Origin of the sequence: Variovorax sp. YR750 (genome assembly GCF_900109805.1) — a bacterium.
Classification (GTDB): domain Bacteria; phylum Pseudomonadota; class Gammaproteobacteria; order Burkholderiales; family Burkholderiaceae_C; genus Variovorax; species Variovorax gossypii.
Genome location: NZ_FOBJ01000019.1, coordinates 103,900 through 117,467, shown reverse-complemented (window position 1 = coordinate 117,467; position 13,568 = coordinate 103,900). Strand labels below are relative to the sequence as shown.

Here is a 13,568-nt window from a genome sequence, read left to right as displayed (position 1 = left end):
GAGACATCCGATGAAGTTCACCCGCGAAGAGATCGAAGCCGCGCAGCGCACCGTGCACGCGGCCATGCCACCCACGCCGCAGTACGCCTGGCCCCTGCTGTCGCAGCGCCTGGGCGCCACCGTGTGGGCCAAGCACGAGAACCACACGCCGGCCGGCGCCTTCAAGATCCGTGGCGGCCTGACCTACTTCGAGACCCTGGCGCGCGAGCAGCCCGGCGTGCGCCACGCCATCAGCGCCACGCGCGGCAACCACGGCCAGTCGGTCGGCTTCGCCACGCGCCGCCACGGGCTGGCCGCGACCATCGTCGTGCCGCATGGCAATTCGACCGAGAAGAACGCCGCGATGCGCGCGCTCGGCGTCACGCTCGTCGAGCACGGCGACGACTTCCAGGCGGCCTCCGAGCACGCAGCCGCGCTGGCCGAGCGCGACGGCCTGCACCGCGTGCCCTCGTTCCATCGCGAGCTGGTGCGCGGCGTGTCGACGGCCTACGTCGAGTTCTTCGACGCACTGAAGGACGGCACGCCGCCCGACGTGCTGTTCGTGCCCATCGGCCTGGGCTCCGGCTTTGCCGCGGCGGCGGCGGCGCGCGCGTACTGCGGCGTGTCGACGAAGCTCATCGGCGTGGTGTCGGCGCATGCCACCGCGTACCGCGATTCCTTCCGCGCCGGCAAGCCGGTCGAGTCGCCCGTCACCACGCGGCTGGCCGACGGCATGGCCTGCCGCGTGCCGGTGCCCGAGTCGGTGGAGGTGATCCTGCGCGAGGCCGACGACGTGGTCACCGTCACCGACGACGAGATCGCGCAGGCCATGCGCATCCTCTTCAGCGACACGCACAACGTGGCCGAGGGCGCCGGCGCGGCCGCGCTGGCCGCCGCGCTCCAGCAGCAGGAACGCTGGCGCGGCAAGACGGTGGGCGTTTGCGTGAGCGGCGGCAATGTCGACACCGGCATGTTCGCCGGCGTGCTGGGCGGCGGCGCTTCCTAGCGTTTTGGCGCCTGCGGCATCGATCGGAGATCACGCGACTGCGGCGCGCCAGGAAGGCGTCAGAAACGGGTGGCCGGCGCCTCGCCAGTGGCGGCGCGCACCGGTTGCGTCGTGGAGATCACGACGCTGTTGACGCGCGAGCCGTCGACCACGTTCTGGTCGGGCGCGCGGGCCGCTTCCACCGCGGCCTGGCGCATGGCTTCGCGCGAGACAGTCGAGGTGAAGGGATCGGGGCCGCGCGAACCGCGCGTCACGTTCTGGTCGGGGGCGTGGGCCGCGGCCACGGCCTGGGCCGCCACGTCTTCGCGCGCGAGCAGGCCGGGGCCCTGGTGCACGCCGTCATAGCTTTCCGCATGGGCCGCACCGGCCAGGGCAAGGATGGCCAGGAGGCCGAAGGTCTTTCGCATGTGAACTCCTCTTTGAAGCTGGGTTGGCTGGCGCCTTTCGTTCGGCGCGGCCGCTTTCGCGGCTGGAGTCACTGTAGGAAGGCCGCTTTATGCGACCTTTAAGCGAGAGTTACCCGAGCGTTAAGCCGCCGCGCCGCCCACCGACGGATCGCCCATCAGGTGCACGCGCGCCTGCAGCCCGGCCTGCCGGCCCTGCGAGTCGTGGCGGTTGGCCAGCACGATGCGCAGGCCGTTGCGCTGCGCGGCCATGCGCGCGATGGCGAGGCCCAGGCCGCTGCCCTCGGCGGCGGTGCCCGGCACGCGGAAGAAGCGGTCGAACGCGCGGTCGATCAGCGCGGGCGGGATGCCGGGGCCGTTGTCAACCACGTCGACCACCGGTCGCCCTTCCACCTCGTGCAGGCGCACGTCGACCACGCCGCCCTCGGGCGAGTGGCGCAGCGCGTTGTCGATCAGGTTGTCGAAGATGCTGCGCAGCTCGGTCGGCGGCGCGGTCACGGTGGCGGCGGTTCCGCCCTCGAAGCCGACGTCGATGCGGCGGCGGTCGGCGATCACCATCAGCTGGGCCACGCTGTCGCGCAGCACGGAGGCCACGTCGAGCTGCACCGGCGCCTCGGGCTCGGTGCTGCTTTCCTGGCGCGACAGGCGCAGCAGCTGCTCGATCAGGTGCTGGGCGCGCGTCACGCCGCCCTTGAGGTGCACGTAGTGCTCGTCGATGACCTCGGCCGGCACCTCGGCGCGCATGTTGTCCAGCTGCAGGCCGATGGCGGCGATCGGCGTTCGCAGCTCGTGCGCGGCGTCCTGCACGAAGCGGCGCTGCACGGCGAAGGCCTGGCGCAGGCGGCCGAGCAGGCTGTTGAAGGCCTCCACCAGCGGGGCGATCTCGGCGGGCACGCCCGACACGGAGAGCTCGGACAGGCTGCGCTCGTCCTGCGCGGCCACGTCGAGCGCCACGCTGCGCAGCTTGCGCGACGAGGTCCACACCACCAGCCACAGCACGGCCAGCGACATCGGCAGCAGCAGCGCGATGGGCGCGGTGAGCGACAGCGCGCGCTTGGTCACCAGCCGGCGCACGAAGCCGCCGTTCTGGATCACCTGCACCTGGAAGCGGTCGGCGTCGGCCGCCGGCCCGGTGGAGTACACGCGCCACACCTCGTCCTCGTCGCCGGAGGCCATGCGCACGGTGCTCATGCCCTCCGCGGGCTGGCGCGCCATGGCCAGCTCCGGCCAGGAGCTGGCCAGGAGCTCGCCGCGCCCATTCCAGACCTGGATGACGAAGGCGCCGCGCTCGAAGATGCTGCGCTGGTCGGTCGGCCTGAGCTCGGGCACGTTCGCGTTGCCGGCATAGGACTCGGCCAGCGTCTGCATCTGGTCGTCCTTGGAGGTGACGATGAGCCGGTCGTAGCTGGCGTAGGTGAACCAGGCCACGCCCACCGCGGCCAGCAGGTGCACCAGCACCAGCCAGAGCAGCAGCTTGGCGCGCAGCGAGCCCGGCGAATACCAGGGGCGGCCCGGCGCGGCGGTCGTGGCGGCGGTCTTCGCTGCGGTCATCGCGGAACTCACGGGGAATCCACCACGCGCCAGCCCAGGCCGCGCACGTTGCGGATGGTGTCGGCACCCAGCTTGCGCCGCATGTTGTGGATGATCACGTCCACCGCGTTGCTCATCACCTCCTCGCCCCAGCCGTAGATGCGGTTCTCGAGCTGCTCGCGCGACAGGATGGCGCCGGGGCGCTCGAGCATGGCGTGCATCAGCGCGAACTCGCGGGCCGTGAGGGTCTCGCGCATGCCGCGGTAGAGCACCTCGCGGGTGGTGAGGTCGAGTTGCACGCTGCCGCTGCCGATGATCGAGTTGGAGGCGCCATGGCGCCTGCGCACCACCGCGCGCATGCGCGCCAGCAGTTCGGGCAGCTCGAAGGGCTTGAGCAGGTAGTCGTCGGCGCCGAGGTCGAGCCCTTCCACCCGCTGCCCGAGGCCGTCGCGCGCCGTGAGGATCAGGATCGGCGTGTCGTTGCCAAGGCCGCGCGCGTGGCGCAGCACCTCGACGCCGTCGAGCCCGGGCAGGCCCAGGTCGAGCAGCACGCAGGTGTAGTCGCCATCGGCCAGCGCGCTGCGCGCGAGCAGGCCGTCGCGAACCCAGTCCACCGCCCAGCCCGATCTCTCGAGGCCGCGGACCAGGCTGTTCCCGATCATTTCGTCGTCTTCGACAAGCAGCACGCGCACGCCGGCTCCCGTTGGTTCTTCGCTTGGTTGAGGCGCCGGGAAGTTAGCGCACGACCGTTAGCTCAACGTTAAAGCGAGCCGGCGCAACGGGCTCAGGGCAGCGGCCCGGTGTTGGCCGTGTCCAGCGGCAGCCGCGACACTTCTTCCAGCAGCAGCGCCAGCTGCCGCGCCGCAGCATCGATCACCGCCTGACCGTGCCCGGCCGTGGCGGCCGCCGCGTTGCCGGCGGCGCCGTGGGGGTTGTAGTCCTCGATGGACCAGCCGAGCTTGGCGCTCCTGCCGTTGCCGAGGATCGCGTAGCCGGCCGCGCGCTGCTCGGAGGTGGAGGGGAAATTCCGCGCCTCGTCCATGCGCACCAGCTGCGGCGCCAGCGCCAGCATCATCGAAGTCTCGATCTCGCCCGCGTGCACGCCGAAGCGGTGTTCGTGCGCGCTGAACTGCGCGCCCGCATCGCCCAGCGGCAGGTTGAACCAGCTCACGCTGTAGACGATGAGCCCGTGCGCCGCGCGCAGCTCGCGCGCCACGATGTCCATCGCGCCCACGTGGCCGCCGTGCGCATTGAAGAGCACCAGCTTCTTCACGCCCGCGCGCGCCACGCCGGCGCCGATCTCGCTCCACACGCGGATCAGCGTTTCGGCCGACAGCGTGAGCGTGCCCGCGAAGCGCGCGTGCTCGGGGCTCAGGCCGATCTGCTGGGTCGGCAAAAACAGCACCGGCAGCGCGGCCGGCAGCAGCGGCAGCGAGGCGGCGACGATGCCGTCGGCCAGCACCGTGTCGACGGCCAGCGGCAGGTGCGGGCCGTGCTGCTCGGTCGCGCCCAGCGGCAGCACCGCGACGGTAGCCGCCGGATCGAGCGACGCGAAATCGCGCGTGGTCAGCCCCGACCAGAAACGGGGAAGCGACGAAGGCGAAGGCGATGGGGCCTGGGGAGCGTTCATCACGCGATCTTAGGCCGGGCCCGGGTCGGGCGGACACCGGGCTCCTGGGCATCTGTCCGACAAAAGCGATCGGCGCAGGCGCCTAAAACGCGAATCTGTTCACACATACAACCGAATCCTCAGTCTTTTGTTTGCCCTTGTTAACAATGATGTCTAGAGTAATTCCAAATTTGAGAATTTGAGTTCTGAGGCTGCCGTTCTGTCACTCGGCAACCCCGGTCCTTGCGGCGGCGTCATGGGTTGCCCGGGATCGCATTTCGGATTTCCAAGGGAGCAAGGTGTTCATCCAGAAGAAAACTGGAGGCACGGTCATGGCTGCGCGCAAACCTGCGCTTGCCTGTTCGTTGCTTCGTCTGATCGCGCGGAACGCGCAAAGAATTCCCCCACTGCCACTGGCATGCACGCTGGCCCTCGCTGCGCCGGCGGCGCTTGCGCAGCCGGCGCCCAGCAACCCGCCTCCGGCCATCGGGCAGAGCGCAGCGTCCTCGTATGACGCAAGCCGGCACGACGCGCTGATCGTCGCGCGCCGCGAAGGCCGCATCGACGCGACCGAGGCGTTGAACCAGCTGACGGCCTGGCTCGCATCGCCGCTCGACGACGACGCACGCCGTCGCGTGGCCTCCGATGCGGTCGCGATCGCCTCCGCCGACGGCCGGTATGCCCAGGCCGTCGCGCTGGGCCGCCAGGCGACGCCTGCGAAGCTGGCCGACTACGCCCTGGCTCCTCTCGCGCTGGCCGCGCGGCGCGCCCACGATTCCGGCCTGCAGGGCGAAGTCGTCGGCGTGTGGCGCGCACGGCAGCCCGATGCCCGCGAGCCGCGCGTCCACGAAGCCTGGTGGCGCATCGAGAGCGGCGGCATCACCGGCGCAAAGGCGCTGTACCGCGCGCTGTCGCAGCCCGCGCCCACGCGAGTCGACGATCGCGTCGCGCTGCTGGAACTGCGCGGCGCCCTGGCGCGCGCCGACAAGGACCTGCTGCAGGCGCTCGGCGCCTACACCGAGGCCGGCGCGCTGCGGCCCGGGCGCCTCGACCTCCGGCGCGAGGCCGATTTCCTGCTCGCGGCCAGCGGCGCCGCGTCGAGCGCCTTCGAGAACGCGGAGGCCGCGGAGCGCGCCACGCCGGGCAGCTTCTCGCCGCTGGCGCTTTCCACCCTGCAGCAGGAGGCACTGGCGCAGCGGCTGCGCTGGGCGATCCGCGCGCGCGACCAGCGCCTGGGCGCGGAGCGCGTGGTTGCGCTCGACCGGGTGCTGGCCGACCAGGAAGCCGCGCTGGCCCGGCTCGACGCAGCCGCCCCGAAGGCAGAGCCCGGCGACGCCGATGCGTGGCGCACGGTGCGGGTGCGGCTGCAGTCCGACCGCCTGCTGGCGCTGGTCGAGCGCGGCCGGCCGGCCGACGCCATCGCGCTCCACGACACCCTGCGCGCCGCGGGCAACGAGCTGCCCGCCTACGGCCTGCAGGCAGCGGCCCGGGCGTTCGCGCAGGAGCGTCGCTCCATCGATGCCGTTCCGCTCTATGAAGCCGCCATGGCCAAGGGAGGCGCCGACATGCCGATGCCCGACGAAGTTCACTACGGACTGGTCTACGCCTACCTGGACGTGGGCCGCTTCGCCGACGCCGAAGCGCTGCTGGCCCGGCTGGAAGCCGCCACGCCCGCGCAGATGCGCCTCGCGCCCGAGGCGGGCCGACCGAACGGCGAGTACACCGAGGTCAGCGGCCTGCGCGGCCTGGTCCAGCTCTACTCCGACCGCCCCGCCCTCGCGCAGCGCAGCTTCTCGGTGCTGACGCGGGAAGCGCCGCTCAACGCCGGCTATGCCCAGGGCGCGGCCCTCACCGCGCGGCTGCGCGAGCACCCCGAGGCCGCGCTGGCGCGTTACGAGGCGCTGGCGGCCGACTCCCCCTACGACACCGGCGCGCGCATCGGCCATGTCGAGGCGCTGCTCGACGCGGACGAGTTCGCCGAGGCCCGCCGGCGCGCCGAATCGCTCGCGGCCGACCTGCCCGACTCGGTGCAAGTGCGCGAAATGGAGCGCAAGCGGCGCGCCCTCGTCGGCCCGAGGCTCGACGTGGACGCCGAGGCTTCCTCGGGCGGCGCGGCCATCGCCAGCCGCGAATGGCGCATCGACAGCCGGCTCAGCTCCGGGCTCATCGACGACCGCTGGCGCGTGTTCTACGAACAGTCGCTGGGCCGCGGAAGCACCGACATCGGCAACGCGAACTGGGCGCGCGGCGGCCTCGGCCTGGGCTGGCAGCAGGGGCGCTGGCTGGCCGAGGGCATCGTGCAGCACGCGAACGCGGGGCCCTACCGCAACAGCGTGGCCGGCCGGCTCGACTACCGCGCGGGCGACGCGTGGCGGCTGTCGGCCACCTACGACGGCGACAGCAAGGAGCTGCCGTGGAAGGCGCGCGTGGCCGGCATCGGCGCGCACGAGCTCGGCGCGAGCGTGGGCTACGTGGTCGACGAGTCGCGCCGCTTCGACCTGAAGTGGCAGCAGCTCGACTTCAGCGACGGCAATCGGCGCGACGGCCTGGACGCCAGCTGGCGCGAGCGCTGGATCAGCACGCCGGCCTTCCAGCTGGAGACCAGCCTCGGCGCCGGCGCGAGCCGCGGCCGCGCCGTCGAGGCGCCCTACTTCAATCCGTCGAGCGACTCCAGCGTGCAGCTCGGCGTACGCGCGCAGTGGCTCAACTGGAAACGCGACGACCGGCAGTTCTTCCAGGTCGTCGAGCTCGCCGGCGGCAGCTACCGGCAGGCCGGCTTCGGCAGCGGCCCGATGTGGAGCCTGCGCTACGAGCACCGCTGGAACTTCGGGCCGCGGCTCACGCTGCGCTACGGCGCGTTCGTCTCCGGCCATCCCTACGACGGCGTGCGCGAGCGACAGCGCGGCGTCTTCCTGAACCTCTCCACCCCCCTGCAGTGATGCGAACGACAAAGAAGAACACTCCCCTCGCCTTCCTGCGCGCGGCGCTGCCGTGGCTGATGCTGCTGGCCTTCTCGCTGCCGGCCCTCGCGCAGCCGCTGCCGGCCGCCGACGCCGACGACGGCCTGGGCTTTCGCGTGATCTCGTTCCACGACATCCGCTCCAACGTGCGCGAGAGCTTCGAGACCTCGCCCGACGAGACCGCCATGGACGAGCACACCTTCGCCGGCGTGCTCGCCTGGCTGCAGTACAACGACTACCACCCGGTGAGCCTGCAGCAGATCGTCGACGCGCGCTCGGGCGGCAAGCCGCTGCCGCCCAGGCCGGTGCTGCTGACCTTCGACGACGGCTACCGCAGCGCCTACACCAAGGTCTTTCCGCTGCTCAGGCGCTACAACTACCCGGCGGTGATGGCGCTGGTGACGAGCTGGCTCGAAGTGCCCGAAGGCCGGCAGGTGCACTGGGGCGACAAGCCCGCACCGCGCGAGAACTTCCTGCTGTGGAGCGAGGCCGCCGAGATGGCGCGCTCGGGCCTCGTCGAATTCGCGAGCCACAGCGACGCCATGCACACCGGCATCGTCGCCAATCCGCAGGGCAACCTGCTGCCGGCCGCGGCCACGCACCGCTACGACCCGCAGACCGGCCGCTACGAGGACGACGAGGCCTACGTGCGGCGCATCGAGGCCGACCTGCGCCGCAGCCGCGAGCTCATCGAGAAGCGCACCGGCGCGAAGGTGCGCGCGATGGTGTGGCCCTACGGTGCCTACAACGCGGCCACGCTCGCGGCATCGCAGCGCGCGGGCATGCCCATCACCTTCACGCTCGACGACGGCCCGAACTCGGCCGCCGTGCCGCTCTCGCGCATCCGCCGCGCGCTGGCGGCCTACGACAACGAGGCGCCCTCGTTCGACCGCATGCTGCGCAGCCCCGCGGGCGGCGAGGTGCGTCCGGTCAACCGCGTGATGCACGTGGACCTCGACTACGTGTACGACCCCGACCCGGCCCAGCAGGAGCGCAACCTCTCGATGCTGATCGACCGCGTGGCCACCGTGCGCCCGCGCGCGGTGTTCCTGCAGGCCTATGCCGACCCCGACGGCGACGGCGTGGCCGACGCGCTGTACTTCCCCAACCGCCACCTGCCGGTGCGCGCCGACCTGTTCGCCCGCGCGGCCTGGCAGCTGCGCAGCCGCGCCGGCGTGAAGGTCTACGCCTGGATGCCGGTGACGGCCTTCAGGCTGCCGGCGTCGAACCCGCTCGCCACGCACACGGTGATGGCGCAGGACGGCGCGGTGCACGCCGACCGCTACCACCGCCTCACCCCCTTCGACCCCGCGGTGCGCACGCTGGTCGGCGACATCTACGAGGACCTGGGCCGCCACGCCTTCTTCGAGGGCCTGCTGTTCCACGACGACGCGATGCTCTCCGACGACGAGGACGCGAGCCCCGCCGCGCTCGCCACCTACGCGAAATGGGGCCTGCCGCCCGACCTGGCCGCAATCCGCGCCGACCCGGCCTTGATGGCGCGCTGGACCACGGCCAAGACGCGCCACCTGATCGAGTTCACGCAGGAACTCGCCGCGCGCACCAGCGCCTGGCGGCCCGCGCTGGAGACCGCGCGCAACCTCTACGCCCGGCCCGTGCTCGAGCCCCAGGCCGAGCAGTGGTTCGCGCAGAACTACGCAGCCTCGCTCGCGGCCTACGACTACGTCGCGCTGATGGCGATGCCGCGCATGGAACGCGAGACCGACGCCGACGGCTGGCTCGCGCGCCTGGCCCGGCGCGCCGCCGACACGCCGCGCGGCCTCGACGGCACGGTGTTCGAGCTGCAGGCGCGCGACTGGCGCACCGGCAAGCCCGTGCCCGACGCCGAACTCGCGCGGCAGTGGACGCTGCTGCAGCGCGCCGGCGTGCGCCACCTTGGCTACTACCCCGACGACTTCCTCAACGACCAGCCTTCGCTGGAGACCGTGCGCCGCGCGATCTCGGTGCGCACGCTGCTGCCGCGGGCTCTGCGCGCAACCTCCAACGCCCAGGTACCAGCGCAGACCACGCCGAAGGAACGTTCGCAATGAGCCCCACCACCCAGTTCCTCGCGCAGACGCTGCCCTCGCTGCTGTTCGGCTTCGTCTTCTACTACCCGTTCTTCATGGCCTACGTGTGGATGGCGGGCGGCCTCTCGCATGCGATGGTGTTCGAGCGCAAGCGCGACGTCGACGTCAATCCGTTGGAGCTGCTGCCCTCGCGCCCGCTGGTCACGGTGGTGGTGCCCTGCTTCAACGAGGCGCCGCACCTGCGCGAGGTGATCGAGCAGCTCATGCGCACGCGCTACCCCTACTGCGAGGTCATCGCGGTGAACGACGGCAGCACCGACGGCACCGGCGAACTGCTCGACCAGATGACGCAGGAGTACGGCCGCCTGCGCGTGATCCACAACGCGAGCAACCAGGGCAAGGCCGTCGGCCTGAACACCGCCTGCCAGCTCGCGCGCGGCGAGTACATCCTGGGCATCGACGGCGACGCGCTGATCGACGAGGACGCCATCGCCTGGATGCTGCTGCCGATGCTGGCTTCGGAGCGCATCGGCGCGGTCACCGGCAATCCGCGCATCCGCACCCGCACCACGCTGCTCGGGCGCATGCAGGTGGGCGAGTTCTCCTCGATCATCGGCCTCATCAAGCGCTCGCAGCAGCTGGTGGGCACGCTGTTCACGGTCTCGGGCGTGATCGCCATGTTCCGCCGCCGCGCGGTGATCGACGTGGGCTTCTGGAGTCCCGACGTGCTCACCGAGGACATCGACATGAGCTGGAAGCTGCAGATCGCCGGCTGGCAGCTGCGCTTCGAGCCGCGCGCGCTGTGCTGGATATTGATGCCCGAGACCTTGCGCGGTCTCTGGAAGCAGCGCCTGCGCTGGGCCATCGGCGGCATCCAGACCATGCTGCGCTGCACCTCGCACATCCTGCGGCCGCGCCACTGGCGCATGTGGCCCGTGTACTTCGAGTACATGACGAGCATCTTCTGGGCCTACGCCATGGCCCTGGTGCTCATCATCAGCCTGGTGCGGCCCTTCCTGCCGTACGACTCGTCGTGGCACTCGGCGCTGCTGCCGCACTGGCAGGGAACGCTGCTGGCCATGACCTGCATCCTGCAGATGCTGCTGAGCCTGTGGATCGACCGCCGCTACGACCGCGACCTGATGCGCTACTTCGCCGGAACGATCTGGTATCCGATCGCCTTCTGGACCATCACGATGGCCACCACCGTCATCGCCTTTCCCAAAGCCCTGATACGCCGCCGGGGCAAACGCGCGGTGTGGACAAGCCCCGACCGAGGAGTTTCCGATGTCCCATGAGTCCGTCTTCCCCTCCAGCTACCCGCCCGACGCGCACGACGACGCCGCGCCGCCGAGCCGCCGTCGCTCCTGGGGGCAGCCCGCGGTGGACGAGCCGATCATCGACGCCGCGCGCATTCCGCTGCGCGCCTTCGGCAGCGGCCGCTCGCCGCAGCGCGCGCTGGCCATGTACCTGTGGCTGCGGCTGCTGCGCCCCGCCATCACCATCGCGATCTGGTTCTGGGCGGTCTGGTACGCATGGCCCTACGTGCTGGGCGCGCGCTCGCAGCCCGAGGTGCTGCACCTGCTGAGCCTGTACGGCCTGGTGATCTGCGCGATCCTGGTGTCGATGCTGATGATGGCGCCGTGGCGCCGCCGCCAGCACCGTCGCGAGGCCCGCCCCGAGAAGGAAAAGTCGTCCCTGTCCGCGCTGGCCACCTACATCGAGGTGCCGCCCGCGCGGCTGTCCACCTGGCAGCGCACGCGCCAGCTGCTGGTGCACCACGACAACAACGGCCACCTGCGCGACGCCATCGACACCACGCCGGCCACCCTCGAGCCCGAGCCGCAGCAGCAGCCACGCGGCACCGACCGGCGCTGACGGCAACCGGCTGCTCCTGGCGCTGGAGCGGGATACCACGGCGGCGCACAGCCGCGTGCGTGCAGGGGGTTTGGCGGCGGTGCTTCAATCGCCGCCACTCCCATCCCACCAGCAAGGACTCTTTCATGGACCTCCAGCTCCAGGACCAGCACGTACTCATCACCGGCGGCAGCAAGGGCATCGGCCTGGCCTGCGCGCTGGGCTTCCTGCGCGAAGGCGCGCGCGTGAGCCTCGTCTCGCGCGACCTCGCCAACCTCGAGCGGGGCCGAAGCACGCTGGTCGCCGCGTTCGCGCAGGCGGAGGGCCGTGTCTCCATCCACGCAGCCGACCTCAAGGACCCGGCCGGCGCAGTCGCCGCCCTAGACGCCGCCGAGAAAGCCTTCGGCCCCGTCGACGTGCTCGTCAACTCCGCCGGCGCCGCGCGCCGCACACCGCCCGACGAGCTGACGGCGTCGTCATGGCACGACGCGATGGACGCCAAGTACTTCACCTACATCCACATGATCGACCCGGTGGTCAAGCGCATGGGCCAGCGCGGACGCGGCGCCATCGTCAACGTCATCGGCCAGGGCGGCAAGGTCGCCAGCCCCGTCCACATGGCCGGCGGCGCCGCCAACGCCGCCCTCATGCTCGTGAGCGCCGGCATGGCCGCCGCCTACGCCGCCAAGGGCGTGCGCGTGAACGCAGTGAACCCCGGCCTCACCCTCACCGAGCGCCTGCAGGAAGGCATGAAGGCCGACGCGAAGCTGCAAGGCATCGGCACAGACGAAGCGCTGGAGCGAGCCAAGGCCCGCCTGCCCCTGGGCCGCATCGCCACCCCGGAGGAAGTGGCCAACACAGTGCTGTTCCTCGCGTCGCCGAAAGCGAGCTACGTGACCGGCGCCATCGTGGCGATGGACGGTGCGGTGACGCCGATGATCTGAGGAAGCAAGGCACGGCTCCATCGAACGCCGCAGCCCTCACCCCAACCCTCTCCCAGAGGGAGAGGGAGAAAAACAAGGCCGAGCGAAGCAAAGGCCCGTTCGTCTCCCCTCCCCTCTGGCTGCGCCGAGGAGCGCAGCGTTTCGCGGACAAGGGCTCGCAGCTGTCTGAGCGAAGCGAGTTCTGCGAGACCCCGCGAAACGCGAGCACCGCAGGTTGCCCGTAGCGAAGCGAAGGGTCGCAGACAGTGGGGTCGCCTTTCTTTTGCCTACTTTTCTTTGGCGAAGCAAAGAAAAGTAGGCCGCCCGCCGGGGCGAGTCCCGGCCCCGGAAACCAAACCTCAAGCCACAGCCAACAAAGCCTCGAACTTCAGAGCAAGAAAATCGACAAACGCCCGAACCCGAGCCGGCACAAACCTTCCACTAGGCAACAACGCATGCAACGGATAAGGCTCAGTCTCCCAATCCGCCAGCAACCGCACGAGCCTCCCTTCCCGAATGTCATTGCGCACATCCAAAGCAGACTTCAAGGAAATCCCATACCCCGCCACAGTCCACTCCCGCGCCAGCGAAGCGTCATCCACGCTGCGGTTCCCATTCACCCGCACCTCCGTCCACTGCCCGTTCTGCGCAAACCGCCAGACCCGGTGCCGCCGCCCCGACCGATTGAAGATCAGGCAGTTGTGATGCACCAGGTCCTGAGGCACCCGAGGCGCCGGATGCCGCCGCAAATAGTCGGGTGAAGCAGTCAGCAGCGGATTGGTCAGCGCAAAAGCCCTCGCCACCAGCCGCGAATCGGCCAGCGCCCCATACCGCAGCGCCACGTCGACCTCGTCGCGCATCACATCCAGCGGCCGATCCCCCACCGACAGCGACAACTGCACGCCCGGATGCAGCGCCAGGAACTCGTCGAACCAAGGCAGCAGCGTGCTGCGCGTGAGGTCCGACGGCGAGGCCACGCGCAATGTGCCGACCAGCTCCCCGCGATCCGCCGTGACCAGCGACTCCCCCTCGTCCAGCAGCTCGAAGGCGCGCACCGCGTAGTCGAGCAGCGTCTGCCCCTGCGGCGTGAGGCGCATCGCGCGGGTGGAGCGCTCGAAGAGCCGCGCGCCGAGCTGCGCCTCCAGCCGCTTGAGCGTGGCGCTGGCCGCGGCCGGCGTGATGCCCAGCGCATGCGCCGCCGCCGTCAGCGTGCCGGCGCGCGCCGTGTGCACAAGCACCTGCAGGTCTGAGATATTTTCAATCTTCATTT

Annotated in this window: 11 protein-coding genes; 6 read left to right on the top strand and 5 right to left on the bottom strand. The window is 70.9% G+C overall.

The genetic code is table 11. From position 1 onward, the window contains the following. Positions 1-10 precede the first annotated feature (10 nt). Positions 11-985: a threonine dehydratase gene (locus BMY35_RS31915; RefSeq protein ID WP_093207203.1), complete on the top strand. Its 975-nt coding sequence runs from the start codon at positions 11-13 to the stop codon at positions 983-985. A gap of 59 nt (positions 986-1,044) precedes the next feature. Here BMY35_RS31915 and BMY35_RS31910 read toward each other — a convergent pair whose 3' ends face one another. The 4 genes from BMY35_RS31910 to BMY35_RS31895 all read right to left on the bottom strand — a co-directional run bounded on the left by BMY35_RS31910 (position 1,045) and on the right by BMY35_RS31895 (position 4,549). After that, positions 1,045-1,392, bottom strand: coding sequence for a hypothetical protein (locus tag BMY35_RS31910; RefSeq protein ID WP_093207201.1), 348 nt, complete (start codon positions 1,390-1,392; stop codon positions 1,045-1,047). A gap of 120 nt (positions 1,393-1,512) precedes the next feature. Beyond that, positions 1,513-2,940 (bottom strand): sensor histidine kinase, encoded by a 1,428-nt coding sequence (locus BMY35_RS31905; protein WP_093207198.1) that lies wholly within the window; start codon positions 2,938-2,940, stop codon positions 1,513-1,515. Positions 2,941-2,948: 8 nt separating this feature from the next. Further along, positions 2,949-3,611, bottom strand: coding sequence for a response regulator (locus tag BMY35_RS31900; RefSeq protein WP_093207196.1), 663 nt, complete (start codon positions 3,609-3,611; stop codon positions 2,949-2,951). Between the two features lie 92 nt (positions 3,612-3,703). Continuing rightward, positions 3,704-4,549 carry a creatininase family protein gene (locus BMY35_RS31895; protein WP_093207193.1) on the bottom strand — a complete coding sequence of 282 codons (846 nt, stop codon included), beginning with the start codon at positions 4,547-4,549 and terminating at the stop codon, positions 3,704-3,706. Positions 4,550-4,860: 311 nt separating this feature from the next. Here BMY35_RS31895 and pgaA point away from each other — a divergent pair, with 311 nt between their 5' ends. The 5 genes from pgaA to BMY35_RS31870 all read left to right on the top strand — a co-directional run bounded on the left by pgaA (position 4,861) and on the right by BMY35_RS31870 (position 12,319). Next, positions 4,861-7,467 (top strand): poly-beta-1,6 N-acetyl-D-glucosamine export porin PgaA, encoded by a 2,607-nt coding sequence (gene pgaA, locus BMY35_RS31890; protein ID WP_093207191.1) that lies wholly within the window; start codon positions 4,861-4,863, stop codon positions 7,465-7,467. Next, the gene (gene pgaB / locus BMY35_RS31885) at positions 7,467-9,539 is read left to right on the top strand and encodes a poly-beta-1,6-N-acetyl-D-glucosamine N-deacetylase PgaB (protein WP_093207188.1); all 2,073 of its coding nucleotides are present in this window, start codon (positions 7,467-7,469) and stop codon (positions 9,537-9,539) included. The genes pgaA and pgaB overlap by 1 nt, the downstream gene beginning before the upstream one ends. Beyond that, positions 9,536-10,816: a poly-beta-1,6-N-acetyl-D-glucosamine synthase gene (pgaC, locus tag BMY35_RS31880; protein WP_093207186.1), complete on the top strand. Its 1,281-nt coding sequence runs from the start codon at positions 9,536-9,538 to the stop codon at positions 10,814-10,816. Before pgaB ends, pgaC begins: the two co-directional genes overlap by 4 nt. Then, a complete protein-coding gene (gene pgaD, locus BMY35_RS31875; RefSeq protein WP_093207183.1) occupies positions 10,806-11,396 on the top strand; it encodes a poly-beta-1,6-N-acetyl-D-glucosamine biosynthesis protein PgaD in 591 nt (196 codons plus the stop codon). Before pgaC ends, pgaD begins: the two co-directional genes overlap by 11 nt. A gap of 125 nt (positions 11,397-11,521) precedes the next feature. After that, positions 11,522-12,319, top strand: a complete 798-nt coding sequence (locus tag BMY35_RS31870; RefSeq protein WP_093207181.1) for an SDR family oxidoreductase — start codon at positions 11,522-11,524, stop codon at positions 12,317-12,319. A 338-nt stretch (positions 12,320-12,657) separates the two neighbouring features. Here BMY35_RS31870 and BMY35_RS31860 read toward each other — a convergent pair whose 3' ends face one another. Then, positions 12,658-13,566, bottom strand: coding sequence for a LysR family transcriptional regulator (locus tag BMY35_RS31860; protein WP_093207178.1), 909 nt, complete (start codon positions 13,564-13,566; stop codon positions 12,658-12,660). Positions 13,567-13,568 lie beyond the last annotated feature (2 nt).

Coding starts and splice junctions, on each gene's coding strand:
- BMY35_RS31915 (WP_093207203.1), top strand. CDS start 11: ATGAAGTTCACCCGCGAAGAGATCGAAGCCGCGCAGCGCACCGTGCAC.
- BMY35_RS31910 (WP_093207201.1), bottom strand. CDS start 1,392: ATGCGAAAGACCTTCGGCCTCCTGGCCATCCTTGCCCTGGCCGGTGCG.
- BMY35_RS31905 (WP_093207198.1), bottom strand. CDS start 2,940: ATGACCGCAGCGAAGACCGCCGCCACGACCGCCGCGCCGGGCCGCCCC.
- BMY35_RS31895 (WP_093207193.1), bottom strand. CDS start 4,549: ATGAACGCTCCCCAGGCCCCATCGCCTTCGCCTTCGTCGCTTCCCCGT.
- pgaA (WP_093207191.1), top strand. CDS start 4,861: ATGGCTGCGCGCAAACCTGCGCTTGCCTGTTCGTTGCTTCGTCTGATC.
- pgaB (WP_093207188.1), top strand. CDS start 7,467: ATGCGAACGACAAAGAAGAACACTCCCCTCGCCTTCCTGCGCGCGGCG.
- pgaC (WP_093207186.1), top strand. CDS start 9,536: ATGAGCCCCACCACCCAGTTCCTCGCGCAGACGCTGCCCTCGCTGCTG.
- pgaD (WP_093207183.1), top strand. CDS start 10,806: ATGTCCCATGAGTCCGTCTTCCCCTCCAGCTACCCGCCCGACGCGCAC.
- BMY35_RS31870 (WP_093207181.1), top strand. CDS start 11,522: ATGGACCTCCAGCTCCAGGACCAGCACGTACTCATCACCGGCGGCAGC.
- BMY35_RS31860 (WP_093207178.1), bottom strand. CDS start 13,566: ATGAAGATTGAAAATATCTCAGACCTGCAGGTGCTTGTGCACACGGCG.